At 70.7% G+C, this 17,475-nt stretch carries 12 protein-coding genes and 1 pseudogene; 10 read left to right on the top strand and 3 right to left on the bottom strand.

The features are described from left to right. Nucleotides 1-29 precede the first annotated feature (29 nt). Together AB5J87_RS38930 and AB5J87_RS38925 are read right to left on the bottom strand one after the other, a co-directional pair. Nucleotides 30-1,712, bottom strand: a pseudogene (locus tag AB5J87_RS38930) (MDR family MFS transporter); the annotation flags it as partial. A gap of 486 nt (nucleotides 1,713-2,198) precedes the next feature. After that, nucleotides 2,199-2,654 (bottom strand): carboxymuconolactone decarboxylase family protein, encoded by a 456-nt coding sequence (locus tag AB5J87_RS38925; protein WP_369384053.1) that lies wholly within the window; start codon nucleotides 2,652-2,654, stop codon nucleotides 2,199-2,201. Between the two features lie 81 nt (nucleotides 2,655-2,735). On the opposite strand from AB5J87_RS38925, the gene AB5J87_RS38920 reads away from it, so the two are divergent. Continuing rightward, nucleotides 2,736-3,614: a sigma-70 family RNA polymerase sigma factor gene (locus AB5J87_RS38920; protein ID WP_369384052.1), complete on the top strand. Its 879-nt coding sequence runs from the start codon at nucleotides 2,736-2,738 to the stop codon at nucleotides 3,612-3,614. Between the two features lie 197 nt (nucleotides 3,615-3,811). Here the strand turns inward: AB5J87_RS38920 and AB5J87_RS38915 are convergent, their stop codons facing one another. Then, nucleotides 3,812-4,486: a gamma-glutamyl-gamma-aminobutyrate hydrolase family protein gene (locus AB5J87_RS38915; RefSeq protein WP_369384051.1), complete on the bottom strand. Its 675-nt coding sequence runs from the start codon at nucleotides 4,484-4,486 to the stop codon at nucleotides 3,812-3,814. Between the two features lie 469 nt (nucleotides 4,487-4,955). On the opposite strand from AB5J87_RS38915, the gene AB5J87_RS38910 reads away from it, so the two are divergent. The 9 genes from AB5J87_RS38910 (at nucleotide 4,956) to AB5J87_RS38870 (ending at nucleotide 17,430) form a co-directional block, all read left to right on the top strand. Beyond that, on the top strand, nucleotides 4,956-5,414 hold the full coding sequence (locus tag AB5J87_RS38910) for a pyridoxamine 5'-phosphate oxidase family protein (protein WP_369384050.1): 459 nt from the start codon (nucleotides 4,956-4,958) through the stop codon (nucleotides 5,412-5,414). Between the two features lie 291 nt (nucleotides 5,415-5,705). Beyond that, nucleotides 5,706-6,575 (top strand): glucose-1-phosphate thymidylyltransferase RfbA, encoded by an 870-nt coding sequence (gene rfbA, locus AB5J87_RS38905; RefSeq protein WP_369384049.1) that lies wholly within the window; start codon nucleotides 5,706-5,708, stop codon nucleotides 6,573-6,575. Between the two features lie 34 nt (nucleotides 6,576-6,609). After that, nucleotides 6,610-8,007 (top strand): NDP-hexose 2,3-dehydratase family protein, encoded by a 1,398-nt coding sequence (locus AB5J87_RS38900; RefSeq protein WP_369384048.1) that lies wholly within the window; start codon nucleotides 6,610-6,612, stop codon nucleotides 8,005-8,007. A 58-nt stretch (nucleotides 8,008-8,065) separates the two neighbouring features. Then, nucleotides 8,066-9,217: a nucleotide disphospho-sugar-binding domain-containing protein gene (locus tag AB5J87_RS38895; RefSeq protein ID WP_369384047.1), complete on the top strand. Its 1,152-nt coding sequence runs from the start codon at nucleotides 8,066-8,068 to the stop codon at nucleotides 9,215-9,217. Between the two features lie 149 nt (nucleotides 9,218-9,366). After that, on the top strand, nucleotides 9,367-10,344 hold the full coding sequence (gene rfbB, locus AB5J87_RS38890) for a dTDP-glucose 4,6-dehydratase (RefSeq protein WP_369384046.1): 978 nt from the start codon (nucleotides 9,367-9,369) through the stop codon (nucleotides 10,342-10,344). Continuing rightward, entirely contained in the window at nucleotides 10,341-11,342 is a 1,002-nt protein-coding gene (locus AB5J87_RS38885) for an NAD-dependent epimerase/dehydratase family protein (RefSeq protein ID WP_369384045.1), read from the top strand. The genes rfbB and AB5J87_RS38885 overlap by 4 nt, the downstream gene beginning before the upstream one ends. Beyond that, nucleotides 11,339-12,643 carry a lipopolysaccharide biosynthesis protein RfbH gene (gene rfbH, locus AB5J87_RS38880; RefSeq protein WP_369384044.1) on the top strand — a complete coding sequence of 435 codons (1,305 nt, stop codon included), beginning with the start codon at nucleotides 11,339-11,341 and terminating at the stop codon, nucleotides 12,641-12,643. The genes AB5J87_RS38885 and rfbH overlap by 4 nt, the downstream gene beginning before the upstream one ends. A 49-nt stretch (nucleotides 12,644-12,692) precedes the next feature. Next, on the top strand, nucleotides 12,693-13,664 hold the full coding sequence (locus tag AB5J87_RS38875; protein ID WP_369384043.1) for a Gfo/Idh/MocA family protein: 972 nt from the start codon (nucleotides 12,693-12,695) through the stop codon (nucleotides 13,662-13,664). A gap of 388 nt (nucleotides 13,665-14,052) precedes the next feature. After that, on the top strand, nucleotides 14,053-17,430 hold the full coding sequence (locus AB5J87_RS38870) for a BTAD domain-containing putative transcriptional regulator (RefSeq protein ID WP_369384042.1): 3,378 nt from the start codon (nucleotides 14,053-14,055) through the stop codon (nucleotides 17,428-17,430). The last annotated feature ends 45 nt before the right edge of the window (nucleotides 17,431-17,475 follow it).

Raw genomic sequence — 17,475 nt, 5'->3', positions numbered from 1 at the left:
ACCGCTCACGCGACGGTGCTGCCCTTTCCCTCTTCGGCGGCTCGCGCCTCCAGGCCCGACATTCTGCGCAGCGGGACCTCTTTGGTCCAGACGACGGTCAGGAAGGCCAGCGCGATAACCCCGGCCGTCAGGAGGAAGACCGTCTGCATGGAGCCGGCGAAACCCTGCTTGAAAGGCTCGGCCAGCCGCGGGTCGATGTTCTGGATGAACGAGGAGTCCTTGAGCACAGCCGATCCGCCGCTGCCCGAGCCAGGGTGGTTGAGCATGTCGAGCACCGGTCCGTTGGCCGGGTTGCTCAGCACGGACGGGTCGTGGAGGGCAGCCTGGAACTCCGGGGAGCCCGATGCCGTCCGCAGCGCCGAGGCGATCTTGTCACCGACGTCGTTGAACAGCACCGAGAGGAAGACGGCGGTGCCGATGGTGCCTCCCATCTGCCGGAAGAAGGTGGAAGATGCCGTCGCCACACCCATGTCCCGGGGCGGCACCGCGTTCTGCACCGCGAGTACCAGCGTCTGCATGCACGAGCCGAGGCCGAGCCCGAACAGCAGCATGAACGCCATCGTCCTGGGCAGCGGCGTGTCCCACTGCACGTTGAAGTGGAACAGCAGCAGCGCGGCACCCATGATGACGGTGCCGACGGTCGGGAAGATCTTGTAGTGACCTGTTCTCGCGGTGAGTTGGCCACTGATGACGGAGGCGATGATGACACCGAGCATCAGCGGCAGCATCTCCAGGCCCGACCGCGTGGGGCTCGCGCCCTTCACGATCTGCAGGTACTGCGGGATCATCAGCATCCCGCCGAACATCCCGGCACCGACCAGCACGGACAGCAGGCTGGTCTTGCTGAACGTGCCGTTGCGGAAAAGACGCATCGGGATGAGTGCGTCGTCACCCATGCGCCGCTCCACGAAGGCCCAAAGGGCGATGCCGCTCGCGCCGATGCCGTAGCAGAGCAGCGAGCGCGTCGAGCCCCAACCCCAGATGCGGCCCTGCTCGGCGACGAGCAGGAGCGGCACCACGCCGAGCGCGATGGTCAACGCGCCCCACCAGTCGATGCGGCGGTCGCGCCGGGTGTGCGGAAGGTTGAGGACCTTGGCGACGACGAACAGCGCGATGATCCCGATGGGCACGTTGACCAGGAACACCCACCGCCAGCCGGCCACGCCCAGGATGCTGCTCTGCCCGGCGAGGAAGCCGCCGACGAGCGGACCCACGACGCTGGAGGCGGCGAACGTGGCGAGCATGTAGCCCTGGTAGCGGGCGCGTTCACGGGGCGGTACGAGATCACCGATGATCGCCAGGGCCAGAGACATCAGGCCGCCGGCTCCTATGCCCTGCACCGCGCGGAAGACGGCCAGCTCGGTCATCGACGTGGCCAGGGTGCACAGGGTGGAGCCGACGATGAAGACCGTGATCGCCGTCAGGAAGTAGGGCTTGCGTCCATGCAGATCGGAGAGTTTGCCGTAGAGCGGCGTCGCGATGGTCGACGTGATCAGATAGGCGGTCGTCGCCCATGCCTGCTGGTTGAGCCCGTGCAGGTCGTCCGCGATGGTGCGGATCGAGGTGGAGACGATCGTCTGGTCGAGCGAGGCCAGGAACATGCCCAGCATCAGCCCGCTGAGGATGGTCAGAATCTGCCGGTGGCTGAGCCCGTTGGACTGCGGTGGCGAGCTTCGGATGTCGCCGCCGGGTGCGGGCGCGGTCCTGCTCATCCGCGCCCGCCACGGTGACGTGCCGGTTGTCCGCAGCCCACCGAACGGTCGTGGCGGGTGGGTTCGCGTCCTGCGCGATCGTCGCCGACGAGCCGGCGCCGCCCCGGATGGTCCTCTGTCATGCCCTCATTCCCCACTTCATGGCCTCGGACGGCAGGTCCGGGCGGATCGGATCACCGCGATCAGGCGGTGCACGCGGGTGTGTGGTGGTCCCGTCCCGGGCCCGCCGGACTCACCCGTGCTCCGCGCCTCCGCGGGCGTCACGCCGGGGGGCGCAAGCCGAAGGCCCCCAGGGAAGCCGGAGCCTGTGGGGGCCTTCGGCCGGGAGATCTCCCGGCCCGGTGAAGGGTCCTGCGCAGGTCGTGCGAAGTCGGTCCGACTCCTGACCCGCGCGGGAACCCGCCGCGCCGCTTGCGCGGCGCAACAGGGTACGCACGCTCGGGGCGCCGCCGTCCGGGGCGTACCCGGGTGACGGCGCAGCCCGGTTCAGGACCAGGTGTTGCCGGCCGGCTCCAGGGTGGTGCGGTTGATGCGGTTGAAGAAGTTGGTCATCGCGATCTCCAGAATGATCGCGTTGAGCTGCTCTTCCGTGAAGTGGTCGGCAACGGCGTCCCAGATCTCGTCGGTGACGCCCGCGCCGCCGTCCTGGATCCGGGTCGCGGCCTCGGCCAGCGCCAGCGCGGCGCGCTCCTCGTCGGTGTAGAAGGGGGCCTCGCGCCAGGCAACGACGTTGTGCAGCCGCTCCTCGGTCTCCCCGGCCTTCTTCGCCCCGGCGATACCCGCGTAGACGCACGGTGCGCAGCCGTTGATCTGGCTCGCCCGCAGGTGGACCAGCTCCAGCAGCTTCTTGTCGACGCCGCCGGCGGCGATCGCCTTGTGGAGGTGCTGGATCGCGGTGTAGAGGTCAGGGCTGACCTTGCTGTTCTTCAGACGGGATTCCATGGTCCTTGCTCCTTCATCGGGTTAGCTGATCGGATTACGCACTCACTCCTATGACGAAGCAGGACCGAGGAAGGTAACAACATGTCCGACACCCGCCCTGCGGAATCCGTGGCCGAGGCGTTCGAAGCGCAGCGCGACCGGCTGCGCGCGGTCGCCTACCGAATCCTCGGCTCCCATGCCGACGCCGAGGATGTGGTGCAGGAGGCCTGGCTGCGGCTCTCCCGCCAGGACGCGGCGACCATCGACAACCTCAGCGGGTGGCTCACCACCGTGGTCGGCCGGATCGGCCTCGATGTCCTGCGGTCGCGCCAGGCCCGCCCAGAAGCCTCCTACGACGACCAGTTGCACGAGCTGGAACTGACCCTCGACGCCGGGCCCGCGCCCGAGGAGAACGCGGAGGTGGCCGACTCTGTCGGGCTCGCGCTCTTGGTGGTTCTCGACTCGCTGCAGCCCAGCGAGCGGCTCGCTTTCGTCCTGCACGACCTGTTCGCCGTGCCGTTCAGCGAGATCGGACAGATCCTCGGCAAGTCCACGGACTCCGCGAAGATGCTCGCCAGCCGCGCTCGCCGCAAGGTGCAGGGGACCGAGCGCCCCGAGGCCGCTGGTCCGAAGCAGCGCGCCGTCGTCCAGGCGTTCCTCGCAGCCGCTCGCGACGGGGACTTCGAAGGGCTGCTGCGGGTGCTCGACCCCCAGGTGAAGCTGACGGTGGACACCCCGGCCGGCACCGTCGTCACCCTCGGCGCCACGGAGGTCGCCACCGGTGCCCGACTGGCCGCAGGTGTGGCCGCAGCTGGCCGGCCGGTGCTCGTCAACGGACTTCCGGGGGTCCTGTCCTGGGACGAAGAGGGCGCTCCGAAGGCGCTGCTCGCGTTCACGGTCTCCGACGGCCTGATCACGGACATCAGGGCCGTGGTCGACCCGGCCAGGCTCGCGGAGCTGGAGCTGCCTTCGCCTGCGTAGGCCATCGGCGCGGGCAGAGCGCCCGCACATGCGCCAGGGCGGTCACCGGTGGCCGGTGACCGCCCTGCCGCGCAACCCGCTTCGCCGCCGCCGTCCGATGTCAGGGACATCCCCAAGGGCGAGGTGCCCAGGGCATGTCACCATCGCGTGCCGGCGGGAGGGGGGGGTGGGGCGCGCGGCTGCCGACGGCGCCCCGCTCAGCAGGCCGCCTCGACGAATGCCTTGAACAGGCCGGCGATCTCCAGGTCGCCCTCTTCTGCATGCGGCTGGAACCCCACGAGAAAACGCGCGGACGGGTCCTCCAGCGCCTCGACGACACCGTCCTCTTGCGCCCAGGCGGTGGCGACGAGCCCCTCGCCGATCGTCGCCACACCCTGATGGTGGTGGCACTTTCCGCTGGTCCAGGCGCCGACTGCCGTCCCCAGGACAGAACCGGACACCACGTCGATGTCACGGACCGTGTGCTGCCCCGGGACGGAGGGCCCGTGCGCGGGCAGGTGCTGGTGAAGGGTGCCGCCCCGGGAGACGGCGATCACCTGCAGGCCGCGGCAGATGCCGAGCACCGGGATGCCGCGCCGTTCGGCGGCGGCCAGCGCGGTGAAGTCGGTGACGTCGCGCAGCTTGTCCGGCGGGAACGTGTGCGGGTCTCGCTCGGCACCGTAGCGGGCGGGGTCGATGTCCCCGCCGCCGGTGATGAGCAGCGCGTCCACGCGATCCATGACGTCCTCGACCGCCTCGGGAACCGGCGGCAGCAGAAGGGGCGAGCCACCCGCTTCGGTCACCTTGGTGATGTAGGTCCAGGGTTGTACGGCCGCGGGAATGGTGCCCCAGACACCCCAGGTCGCTGATACGGCATCCGCGGTGACCGCCACTACTGGTCTCTTCATGGGATGGCCCTCCTGTGCTCGGCGGCGCATCCAAGAAGGGCGCCTGCGTTCGGTTCGTGGCGTTCCCGACTGAAATCGTCTGACATCGGGCTCGCCTTCACCCGACACAGCCCGCTGTCAAATGATTATTCAGCGCGAGAACGCTCCACTGGCGTCCGCGACTATGGTCACGGAGAGAGGGGAATTGCAATGGTTCAAGCACCCCGGTGTGCAAGCGCGGTTTCGCGCAGTTGCACACATCTTCTCGGCCTCATGATTCACTGTGTGATTGCGGGCGGCATCTGAAACACCGGGTCCGACGGCGGGGCAATAAGCTAGATAATGCCCCCACAGCCGACTGACACAAAGGGACATTCCAGCCAAATATGGCAGCGAATGCGATTTCCCGTATCAGCCCGGATGGCCGCCGCGCAGCGGGCCGCCGAATGCTTGAGTTTCTAGGAGTGGAAAATCAATGACGACTGACGCCGCACACAAGCCGAAGGTGGGCGTCATGCCCGCCGGCCACCGTGACACACAGGGCTGGCCGCTCAGCCCCGCGCTCGAGGACTTCCTGGCCGCGGACGGCCAAGGCATTCTCACCACCCTGCGGCCCGACGGCACCCTGCACTCGGTACCCGTCAGCTTCACTTGGGACGGTGAGGCGCGGCTGGCCCGGGTCATGACGGTGGGCATGTCGAAGAAGGCCCGCAACCTCCTCCAGGCGCCGGGGAGCCGGGTCTCCCTGTGCCAGCGCGACAACGTCTCCTCCTGGGTGACGCTCGAAGGCACCGGCAGGGTCTTCGATGACGCCGAGCGCCTGGCGGACGGGGCTCGCCGGTACGCCGACCGCTACCAGAAGGACTGGCTGAACCCGCCCAACCCGGTGATCATCGAAATCGCCGTCGACCGGGTCATGAGCCGGAACGTCTGACCGGCCGGCGCCCGACCCGCTGCCGGAACTGTCGGTTTCTCCTGCATCCAATCAATTTCTCCATTCCGCACTGCGGCGAGTCGATCACACACCGTTTCCCTGGACGGAGTGCGACCGGCTCGCCTTCTCATTTCTCGGCGATTGCAGACACAAATCCCTGGGAAAACCTGCAGAGATCTGACAGTAAATTGACGATCGTGTGACTCCGCATGGCTTGTATCAGTACGGCTGAGAAGTGATCCTTGTTGTCGATGTCAGCCGAGTCGAAACAACAGGAAAAGAGGGAGCGGCGTGAAGGGGATAATCCTTGCCGGTGGGCACGGCACACGACTGCACCCGATTACCATCGGAGTCTCCAAACAGCTGCTCCCGGTCTACGACAAGCCGATGATCTACTACCCGCTCTCGGTGCTCATGCTGGCGGGTATAACCGATATCCAAATCATTTCTGCCCCGCACGACGTCGAAAACTTCCGCAGCCTGCTGGGCGACGGATCCGAACTCGGTATCTCACTGAGCTATGCCGCGCAGGACAAGCCCCGGGGCCTCGCGGATGCCTTCTTGGTGTCCGCGGACCACATCGGTGACGACTCCGTGGCCCTGGTCCTCGGTGACAACATCTTCCACGGCCCGAAGTTCGGCAGTCTGCTGTACCGGGCGGTCCAGGACGTCGAGGGGGCGGTCCTGTTCGGCTACCCGGTGCGCGACCCGGAGCGTTATGGCGTCGGCGAGGTGGACGAGCACGGAAAGCTCGTCTCCATCGAGGAGAAGCCGACCCGGCCGCGTACCAACATGGCGATCACCGGGCTCTACCTGTACGACAACGACGTGGTCGACATCGCCCGGGGACTACGCCCCTCCGAGCGGGGCGAACTGGAGATCACCGACGTCAACCGCACGTACATGGAACGCGACCGGGCCACGCTGATCCCACTCGGCCGCGGCTTCGTCTGGCTGGACACGGGCACCCACGACGCCCTGACCGAGGCCGGGCAGTACGTGCAGATCCTGGAGCACCGGCAGGGCGTACGGATCGCCTGCCTCGAAGAGATCGCCTGGCGCATGGGGTACATCGACCGCGACGCCTGTTACCGGCTCGGCAGCCGGCTGGCGAAGTCGCCCTACGGCCAATACGTCATGGAAGTGGCCCTCTCCGGATGAGGCCGCTGTTCACCGGACCTGGGGAGGGCATGGGATGAGTGCGACAACGCGGCTTCGCCCGCGGACGGAACACAATCTGTCGGAGCGGCTGGCGAAGTCGGCGGCCCTGCGGGACACAGGCCACAGCCTGCGCACGGAAGACGTCGCCAAGTGGCTCGAAAAACGCACCCGGGCCCATCACTTCACCGTCGAACGCATCCCCTTCGCCGAGCTGGACGGATGGTCCTTCGCCGAGGGCACGGGAAACCTGGTCCACCGCAGCGGCCGGTTCTTCTCGGTCGAGGGGTTGTCCGTCACCAGTTCCGAGGGGCCTTTCCACCGCTGGGAGCAGCCGACGATCCACCAGCCCGAGGCCGGGATCCTGGGCATCGTGGCGAAGGAGTTCGACGGCGTCCTGCACTTCCTGTTGCAGGCGAAACTGGAACCCGGAAACCGCAACCTGCTCCAGCTCTCCCCCACCGTGCAGGCGACCCGGAGCAACTACCTGCGGGTCCACCAAGGCGCCCGGGTGCGCTACCTGGAGCACTTCACCGAGCCCGACCGGGGCCGGATCCTCTACGACGTGCGCCAGTCGGAGCACGGCTCGTGGTTCTACCGCAAGGCCAACCGCAACATGCTCGTCGAGGCCGTCGGCGATGTGACGGAGCATGACGACTTCTGCTGGCTGACACTCGGCCAGATCTCGGAGCTGATGCACCGGGACAACGTCGTCAACATGGATGCTCGGACCGTGCTCGCCTGCCTTCCCGTGGGCGACCGTGAGACCCAGGCACTGCACTCCGACGCCGAGTTCCATTCCTGGATCACCGCCGAGCGGTCCGGCCACGACGTGGTGACCCGGCTCGTCCCCCTGTCCGGCATCGACGGCTGGGAACGGGGGGAGGACATGCTCACCCGGAGTGACGGCCGGTTCTTCCGGGTGGTCGCAGTCGCCGTACAAGCGGGCAGCCGCGAGGTACCGGCTTGGTCGCAACCGCTGTTCGAACCCGTGGGTCTGGGCGTGACGGCCTTCCTCTTCCGCAGCATCAGCGGCGTCGTGCACCTGCTGGTGCGGGCGCGCGCGGAGGCGGGCTTCCTGGACACCGTCGAGCTCGGCCCCACCGTGCAGTGCACCCCTGGCAACTGGGACCACCTGGATCCCGCTCAGCGGCCCCCCTTCTTGGAGGAGGTGCTGAGCGCCTCCCCGCAGCGCATCAACTACGAGGCGGTGCACTCCGAGGAGGGCGGACGCTTCCTGTACGCCGAGAGCCGTTACCTGTTCGTCGAGGCCGACGAGACCATGGCGCCACTGCAGGCCCCGCCGGGCTTCCGGTGGTGCACCCCGGGCCAGCTCAGCGCGCTCACCACGCACGGGCACTACGTCAACGTCCAGGCCCGAACGCTCCTGTCCTGCCTCAGCACGGGCGCGGTGCGCCTCGGCGAGGCCGTCTGACACCCCGCACCTGCCCCCACAACCACCCACGCCATCTCACGGGAAGCGCCTGACCCCCATGAAATTCCTCTTCATCGCCGGCGGCAGCTCGGCGACAGTCTTCACCGTCGCACCGCTGGCCATGGCCCTGCGCACCGCCGGCCACGAAGTGCTCGTCGCCGCCAACCAGCCGCTGACCGACACGGCCGCAAGCGTCGGGCTGCCGTCGGTCTCGCTCAACCCGGAGCCGGTCTGGCACTTCATGCGGTTCGACCGTTCGGGCAACCCGATCGATCCGCCCCAGGGCCACACCGAGAACATGCTGCACACCGCCCGGTCCTTCGCCAGGATGGGCCTCGCCGGCCTGGGCACGCTGCGTGAACTCGCCCGGGACTGGCGCCCCGACGTCGTCGTCGGCGGCTCGATGACCTACGTCGCGGGCCTGTTCGCCGCCGAGATCGGCGTTCCGTACGTACGCCAGGACTGGGACGTGGTCCCCACCAACGAAGCCGATCCCGGGGCCGAGGACGAGCTGCGGCCCGAGCTGGAGCGCCTGGGTCTGGAGGGGCTTCCGCTCCCCGCCCTGCAGATCGACGTGTGTCCGCCCTCCCTGCGGCCGCACCTGCCCTCCGCGCACAGCAAGGGGGCGCAGCCAATGCACTGGCTCCCCGGCAACAGCCAGCGCCCCCTGGAGCGGTGGATGTACACCCGCCCCCAGGACCGCAAGCGCGTGGTGATCACCACGGGTACCCGGGCCCTCGCCTTCCAGTCCGCCGAACAGATGCGGCGTCTGGTGGAGGAGCTCGGCCGGACCGGGGCAGAGGTGCTGATCGCGGCGCCCGAGCAGGTCACCGAGAAGTTCGCTCCGGAGCTGGGCGACATCCGTATCGGCTGGCTCCCGCTGGACGTCGTGATGCCGACTTGCGACCTGCTGGTCCACCACGGCGGCGGGGTGACCGCCATGACCGCCATGAACGCCGGGGTGCCGCAGCTCATTACCCCCGAAGCCTCCTACATGGAGATCGTCGCGAAGGCCCTGACGGACTTCGGCGCGGGCCTGACCGTGGCGACGCCGGAAGGTGACTCCACCGAGGCGATCGCCACGGGCTGCCGCGAACTCCTGTCCGACGCGCGCTACCGGCAGCGCGCGGGCGTCCTCGCCCACGAGATGGCCCTGCTTCCCAACCCGACCGAGGTGGCGGCCGTCCTGGAGGAGCTCGCCGTCGGATGAACCCGGCGGCGGGGTGCGGAGCACGCCGGGCCGGCGCGCCCCGCACCCCCGGCACCGGCTCCCGTACCCGCAGCCCGAACCTGACGAGGAGATACAGCGATGACCGCAGCCCGGCACCGGACAGGTGCCCCCGTGCAACAGGAGGCCCGGTGAGAGTGCTCGTCACCGGTGGAGCCGGCTTCATCGGCTCCCACTTCGCCCGCACCCTGCTCGAGGACGGTCAGCCCGGCCTCGAAGGCGCCGCGGTCACCGTCCTCGACTCGCTCAGCTACGCCGGGAACCGCGCCAATCTGCCCGCCACCCACCCGCGCCTGGAGTTCGTGCAGGGCGACATCCTCGATCTGCCGCTACTGCTCGACCTGCTCCCCGGGCACGACGCGGTGGTGCACTTCGCGGCCGAATCGCACGTGGACCGCTCGATCGACGACGCGAACGTGTTCGTCCGCACCAACGCGGAGGGCAGCCAGAACGTCTTCGAGGCGTGTCGGCGCACCGGCGTGGAGCGCATCGTGCACGTCTCCACCGACGAGGTGTACGGCTCCATAGACTCCGGTTCCTGGACGGAGCGCGAACCGCTGCTGCCGAACTCCCCCTACGCCGCCTCCAAGGCGGCCTCCGACCTGATCGCCCGGGTCTACTGGCGTACCCACGGGCTCGACCTGTCGATCACCCGCTGCTCCAACAACTACGGCCCGTACCAGCACACCGAGAAACTCATCCCGCTGTTCGTCACCAACCTCATCGAGGGCAGCCCTCTGCCGCTCTACGGCGACGGGACCAACGTACGGGAGTGGCTGCACGTCGACGACCACTGCCGGGCCATCGCCCTGGTGCTGCGCGACGGAGCCGCCGGCGAGGTGTACAACGTTGGCGGCGGGAACGACAGGACCAACCGTGAGATCGCGGAGCTCTTGGTGGAACTCGGCGGTGCCGACACCTCCGTGATCCGCAGTGTGGCCGATCGCCTGGGACACGACCTGCGCTACGCCCTGGACGACACGAAGATCAGGGAAGAGCTCGGTTACGCCCCGCGCGTCCCCTTCGAGCAGGGGCTCTCCGACACCTTCGCCTGGTACCGCGACAATCCCGCCTGGTGGAAGCCGCTGAAGGGAAGCGGCCGCGCATGAGCCCCACGGCCTTGGTGCTCGGCGGCACCGGATTCATGGGCGGGCACCTGTGCGCCGCGTTCCGCGCCGCGGGCCACCGTGTGGTCTGCGTCTCGCGCGGCGGCGCATCCGGGCGCCTGCCGAGCGACCTCGCCACGGTGCACCTGCGCCGCGACCTCGCAGCGCCGGAGCACGACCTGGCGGCGCTGCTGGCCGAGGCGGCACCCGCCGTGGTCGTCAACGCCGCCGGTGTGGTGTGGCAGGCGGACGAGGAACGCATGTGGTCCCTCAACACCCGCTTCGCCGAGCGGCTGGCCCGCGCAGCAGCGGCGCTGCCGCACCCGGTCCGCCTCGTCCAGCTGGGCAGCTCCCACGAGTACGGGCCGGGCGAGCTGGGCACCAGCACCAGTGAGGAAGCCCGGTGCGCGCCCGCCTCGGTGTACGGGCGCACCAAGCTGGCCGCCACCGAGTCGGTACTCGACACGGCACGGAACACGGGCCTGGCCGCCGTGGTACTCCGGGTCGCCAACGCCACCGGCCCGGGGATGCCCTCCGGCAGCCTCTTGGGCACGGTCGCCGAGCGCCTGGCAGCCGCGCCCGGTGGCGAGCAGGCGGAGCTGGAACTGGCACCGCTGCGCGCCCGGCGCGATTTCGTGGATGCCCGCGACGTGGCGGCCGCCGCGGTGCTCGCGGCGGCCGCACCGGCCGACGAGATCCGCGGCCGCGTCATCAACATCGCCCGGGGCGAGGCGATGTCCGTGCGTCAGCTGGTCGAACGGCTCATCAGCCTCGCGGACCGGCCCGTGCGGCTGACCGAACGGGAGCCGCTCGTGGCTCCCGTGCACGCCAGGTCCGGTGAGGACTCGCGCGCGCTGCGCGCGGACCTGGAGTGGCAGCAACTGGACATCTCGCGCGCGCGTCGCCTTCTGGGCTGGCAGCCCGCCGTGGACCTGGACACATCACTGGCAGATCTGCTCGCGGCCGTTCGGCTGCCGGAGCAAGAAAGGACGCGCACGTGAGCGCTCACAAGAACCTGGTGCTGGACGAAGTCCGCAAGTTCCACCAAGACAGCCAGCCCCAGGGCGGCTTCGTTCCAGGCGTGACCGAGATCTGGCCGTCCGGCGCCGTCCTGGAGGAGGAGGACCGGGTCGCGCTGGTCGAGGCAGCCCTGGAGATGCGGATCGCCGCGGGGGTGAGTTCCCGCAAATTCGAGTCCGCTTTCGCCCGCAAGCTCAAGCGCCGCAAGGCCCATCTGACGAACTCGGGTTCCTCGGCGAACCTGTTGGCCGTGTCGGCGCTGACGTCGCACGTGCTGGAGGACGAGCGGCTGCGGCCCGGCGACGAGGTCGTCACGGTCGCCGCCGGCTTCCCCACCACGGTGAACCCCATCCTCCAGAACGGCCTGACCCCGGTCTTCGTCGACGTCGAACTCGGCACGTACAACACCACCGCGGCGCGCGTGGAACAGGCGATCGGCCCGCGGACCCGGGCCATCATCATCGCGCACGCGCTCGGCAACCCCTTCGAGGTCGCCGAGGTGGCCCAACTTGCCGCGGACCGGGGGCTGTTCCTCATCGAGGACAACTGCGACGCGGTCGGCTCGACGTACGACGGGAAGCTGACCGGCACCTTCGGCGACCTGACCACCGTCAGCTTCTATCCCGCCCATCACCTCACGATGGGCGAAGGCGGCTGTGTGCTCACCTCGAACCTGGCACTGGCCCGGATCGTGGAGTCGCTGCGCGACTGGGGCCGCGACTGCTGGTGCGAGCCGGGCGAGAACGACAAGTGCCTCAAGCGCTTCAAGTACCAGATGGGCAGCCTGCCGGAGGGCTACGACCACAAGTACATCTTCTCCCACGTCGGCTACAACCTGAAGGCCACCGACATCCAGGCGGCGCTGGGCCTGACCCAGTTGGCCAAGCTCGACGACTTCTGCAGCGCGCGGCGCCGCAACTGGCGCCGTCTGCGCGAAGGTCTCGACGGCGTCCCGCACCTGCTGCTCCCCGAGGCGACCGACCGCAGCGACCCGAGCTGGTTCGGATTCGCGATCACCGTGGACCCCGAGGCGCCATTCAGCCGCGCCGAGTTCGTCGACCACCTGGAGGAGCGCAAGATCGGCACGCGGCGGCTGTTCGCCGGCAACCTGACCCGCCACCCGGCCTACCAGGACCAGAATCACCGTGTCGTCGGCGACCTGACCAACAGCGACATCATTACCGACCAGACGTTCTGGATCGGCGTCTACCCCGCCCTCACCGACGAGATGATCGACTACGTCGTTTCCACGGTGAAGGAGTTCGTCGCCAACCGCAGCTGATGACCGCCCCCTGTCCACACTGTCGCCACGAAGAAAGGCACACACCCCCGTGACCTCCCCCGTACGGGTCGCCGTCCTCGGCTGCGCGGACATCGCGGTGCGCAGGATGCTCCCCGCCATGGTGGCCTCGGCCGACGTGGACCTGGTCGCCGTCGCCAGCCGGAGCCCCGTCAGGGCGGACGACGTCGCGCGGCGCTTCGGCTGCGCGGCCGTCCACGGATACGAGGCGCTGCTGGCGCGCGACGACGTGGACGCGGTGTACGTGCCGCTGCCGGCCGCGCTCCACGACGTATGGGTGGAGGCAGCCCTGCGCGCCGGCAAGCACGTGCTGGCCGAGAAGCCGCTGACCACCTGTCAGGAGCGGACGGCGCGGCTGCTCCGGCTGGCGCGGGCGTGCGGGCTGGCGCTCGTGGAGAACGTCCTGTTCGTCCACCACGGACAGCACGCGGCGGTGCGAACCCTGCTGCGGGAGGGCCGCATCGGCGAGCTGCGTTCGCTGCACGCCACGTTCGCCGTCCCGGCCCGGCCCGGCGACGACATCCGCTACCGGGCGGCGCTGGGCGGCGGCGCCCTGTGGGACGTCGGGGTCTACCCGGTGCGGGCGGCGCTGCACCTGCTGGGCTCGGGCCTCGAAGTCATCGGGGCCGTCCTGACGTGCGACGCCGGCCGCGAGGTCGACACCTCGGGTGCCGCGCTCCTGCGCGACGGGGCGGGCACCGTGGCCCAGCTGACGTTCGGAATCGGGCACGCCTACCGCTCGGCCTACGAACTCAGGGGCACCGAGGGCCGGATCAGTGTGGATCGCGCTTTCACTCCCCCGGGCGACCACCGCCCCGTGCTGCGGGTGGAGAACGGGTCCCATGTGGAGGAGATCGGCCTCGCGCCCGAGGACCAGGTGACGACGGCGGTCAGCGCGTTCGCGACCGCAGTACGCCGGGGCGCCGCGCCCTCCGCCGAAACCGTTCTCGAACAGGCATCGTTGCTCGACGCGATCCGCCGGAGCGCGGCCCGGGAGCGCTGACGCTCCGAACGAACCCGGAACCGGCTTCGAACGGCTCTTGAGCAGAAGGGGGCAGTTGCGCCGCATGGAGTACGTAACGGGACCCGGTGGCACCGGGTCAACAAGCCCAGCCCCGGGCAACACGGGGAGGTCGCGTCAGGAGACGTCCCCCCGCGTGATCATCCTGGACACCAGGCGCCACCACCCCCTCTGCGTGGCCGACCAGGAAGTGCCTACCGCACCCCGTCGACCAGCAGGTTGACGCCGAGGCACACCCCGGCCAACAACTGCGCCCATCCGCCCCTGACCTGGCCGTTTTCGGTCACGGAACGGCGCGTTCTCGCTCTGTGACAACCGATCGTCACTCCGTGTCCTCTTCGGGTTGCAGGCATGCCCCGGAGGAGGCGCGGTGGAGTTCAGGCTGTTGGGGACCGTGGGGATCGACACGGAGTCGGGTGGGCTGGCGCTCGGGCCGCCCAAGCGGTGCGGGCTGCTGGCCGCGCTGCTGTTGCTGCCCAATCGGCCCGTTCCCGTCACCGCCCTGGGCAAGGCGCTGTGGGAGGGCGAGCCGCCTGCCCGGGCGCGTTCCGTCGTCCAGGGGCACGTCTCCCAGCTGCGCGCCCTCATCGCGGCGGCGGGCGGCGCCGCGCACGGGGTGGACCTGGTCACCCACACCGGCGCCTATGAACTGCGTACCCCACCCGCCAAGGTGGACAGCGCCCGCTTCAAGCAGTTGGTGCGCCGGGCCGGTGCCCTGCCGGACGCCGCCGAGGCGGTACGGCTGCTGCACCAGGCGCTGGCCCTCTGGCAGGGGCCCGCCCTCACGGGGACCACCATCGGCCCCCTGCTGCTGGACGCCGCCCGCGCCCTGGAGGAGGAGCGGGTCGACGCGGTGGAGCAACTCGCGCAGGCGTACGCCCGACTGGGTCGGCACGAGCGGGCGGCGGCCGAGCTCAGCGCCGAGGCCGCCGCCTACCCGCTGCGCGAGTCGCTGGCCGCCGCCCTGGTCCTGGCCCTGCACCGGTCGGGCCACCGGGCCCGGGCCGTGGAGCGCTACCACCACACGCGCCGGCTGCTCGCCGAGGAGCTGGGCGTGTGTCCCGGGCCCCGGCTCGCCCGGGCATTCGAAGAGGTGCTGCGCGGCGATGCGCCGCCCGCCCCGGCCCGCGAGAATACGGCGCGTACGGCGCGTACGGAGACCTCGGCCCAGGCGGAGCGCCCTCGGCCCCCGGCTCCGGAGGCGTACTCCGAGACCCCCGCCCCGACCACGTGCCCCGAATCCCCAACTCCGGCCCTGTACCCCGATACCCCAGCCCCGTCCACCGAGGCCCCGGCCCCAACCGCCTGCCCCGAAACCCCAACTCCGGCTGCATACCCCGGAACCCCGGCCCACGCCCCAGCCCCGTCCACCGAGGCCCCGGCCCCGGCCACCTGCCCCGAAACCCCAGCTCCGGCTACGTACGCCGACACCCCGGCCCAGGTCCCAGCCCCGACCACCGAGACCCAGGTCCCGATGGCGTACCCCAAAGCCCAGGCGGCCCCGACCGCGTACCCCGCAACCCCAACTCCGGCGGCGCATCCCGCAACCCCGCCCCCGCCGACCCGTTCCCAGGCCCATACCCCGACCCCGCCCCCAGCCCCGTCCACCGAGGAACCGTCCACCGCACCGCCATCCCCCACCGCACCGCCCGTCTCGGCACTGTCCACCGCACCGCCATCCCCCGCAGCAACCCCCCACCCCCGTCCCCACCGCGCCGCCCTGCCCCGCCCCCCAGCCAGCTTCACCGCCCGGGCCTCCCAACTCGCCCAGCTGGACGCACTGGCCGCACCGGCCGCCACCGACGTCTCCCCGATCTGCCTGGTCACCGGCCCCGCGGGCGTCGGCAAGAGCGCGCTCGCCGTGCACTGGGCCCATCGCAACGCCGACCGCTTCCCCGACGGTCTGCTCTTCGCCGAACTGGGCGGCTTCGGGGCACCCGGCCCGGCCGACGGCGACCTCGTGGTCCAGAAGTTCCTGCGGCGCCTGGGCGTGGCCCCCGAGCACGTCCCGGACTCGGCGGAGGGCGCCGCCGCGCTCTACCGGGAGCTGACCGCGGACCGCCGCCTCCTGGTGGTGCTCGACGACGCGGCCTCCTCCGCGCAGGTGCGCCCGCTGCTGCCCGCCGGAGCCGGCTGCGTCACGCTCGTCACCTCACGCGACCGGCTGGGCGGGCTCGTCGTCTCCGAGGACGCCCGGCCCGTACCGGTCGACGTCCTGGACGACACCGACTCCACGGCCCTGCTGGTCTCCGTACTCGGAGCCCGGCGCGTCGCCGCCGAGCCCGCCGCCGCCCGCCGTCTGGCCGCACTGTGCGGCGGACTGCCGCTCGCCCTGCGCGTGGTGGCGGCCCGCCTCGCCTACCGGCCGGACGCCTCCCTGGAGCGGATGGCCGCCCAACTCCTCGACGGCAAACGGCGGTTGGCCCTGCTGTCCGTCGACGACCAGGGGCCGCGCGCCGCGCTCGGCGCCTCCCTGCGGCACGTCGCGCCCGAGGACCGCCGGATGCTGTACGCCCTGACCTCCCACCCGGGCGGACGCATCGACCTCCACGCGGCGACCGCCCTGGCCGGTACCACCGAGGGAGCCGCGCTGCGCGCGCTCGACGCCCTGACCGGCGCCCACCTCGTGGTGGAGGGGCGCGACGGCGACTGGTCCCTGCACGACCTGGTGCGCCTGTACGCCCGTACCACCGCCGGGGAGCGTTCGGTCGGCGATGCAGGCGGTACGGGCGGGCCGGGCACGGACGGCGCGCTGCGGCGGCTGGTGGACCTGCTGCTGCACACCTGCCTGGCCGCCACCGAGGCGGCCGAACCGGGCTCGCAGCCGTGCTGCGCCCTGCCGCCGGGAACCGGGCTGCCCTCCTCCCGGGCGGAGTTCACCTCCCGCGCCCAGGCCCTCCACTGGTACGCCGAGCAGCGCGAACTGCTGGCCCGGACCGTCACCGCGGCGCGTGCCGAGCACCTGCACGCCCAGGCGTGGCGGCTGGCCGTCCTGCAGTGGCCGCTGATGGTCCTGCGCCCGCGCGACGAGTGGTGCCCGCTGCTCACCGACGCGCTCGACTCCGTACAGCGCGATCCGCACGCGGCCGGCGCGGACGGCGAGTCGCGCGTCCGCGCGCTGCTGGGGTGGCTGCTGATCGAGCAGGGCCGGCTGCCCGAGGCCCTGCGTCTGCTGGGGCCCGCGCCCTCGATGGCCACCGACCCGGTCGCCGAGGCGACGGCCCGGATCAACCTCGGCATGGCCCACGCCCGGACGGGCGAGCCCCGGCACGCCCGTACCCAGTGTCTGCGCGCACTGGCGCTCGCGGTCCGCTGCGGCCATCTGCCCACCCAGCGCCTGGCCCTGCAGCACCTCGCCCGGTTCGCCCTCGACGGCGGGCACCCCGAGCAGGCACTGGCCCACGCCCGCCACGCGCTGACGCTCACCCGCGAGAACCACGAAGGCCGCGACGATCGCGACGATCGCGACGGCCACAAGGACCACGACGACCGCCAGGACCGCGAGGAGGAGGTCGTCGGGCGGGCGTGGCTGCGCCTGCAGAGCGGGCAGGCCCTGTGGCACCTCGGCCGCACCGCCGAGGCGCTGGCGGAGCTGGAGGAGTCGGCGGTGCAGGCGGAGGCGCACCGCCTCGACGAGACGGCCGGTCAGGCCCTGGAGCTGCTCTCGCGGATCACCGGCGCCGAGGAGTACGCCGAGCGCCGGGCGGCGCTGGCGGCCCGGACCGGGGAGGACGGGCGGCGGGCGTGAGGGGTGGAAATCGAATGTGGGGGAGGGGAATCGGCGGGCGTCAGA

The organism is Streptomyces sp. cg36 (genome assembly GCF_041080675.1).
GTDB lineage: Bacteria > Actinomycetota > Actinomycetes > Streptomycetales > Streptomycetaceae > Streptomyces.
Note: the sequence above shows the minus strand (reverse complement) of the source record. Positions and strands in the feature narration are given on the sequence as shown.

What these genes read in the sequence shown, in the direction of transcription:
- AB5J87_RS38925 (WP_369384053.1), bottom strand. Translation starts at nt 2,654, where the DNA reads ATGGAATCCCGTCTGAAGAACAGCAAGGTCAGCCCTGACCTCTACACC.
- AB5J87_RS38920 (WP_369384052.1), top strand. Translation starts at nt 2,736, where the DNA reads ATGTCCGACACCCGCCCTGCGGAATCCGTGGCCGAGGCGTTCGAAGCG.
- AB5J87_RS38910 (WP_369384050.1), top strand. Translation starts at nt 4,956, where the DNA reads ATGACGACTGACGCCGCACACAAGCCGAAGGTGGGCGTCATGCCCGCC.
- AB5J87_RS38900 (WP_369384048.1), top strand. Translation starts at nt 6,610, where the DNA reads ATGAGTGCGACAACGCGGCTTCGCCCGCGGACGGAACACAATCTGTCG.
- AB5J87_RS38895 (WP_369384047.1), top strand. Translation starts at nt 8,066, where the DNA reads ATGAAATTCCTCTTCATCGCCGGCGGCAGCTCGGCGACAGTCTTCACC.
- AB5J87_RS38885 (WP_369384045.1), top strand. Translation starts at nt 10,341, where the DNA reads ATGAGCCCCACGGCCTTGGTGCTCGGCGGCACCGGATTCATGGGCGGG.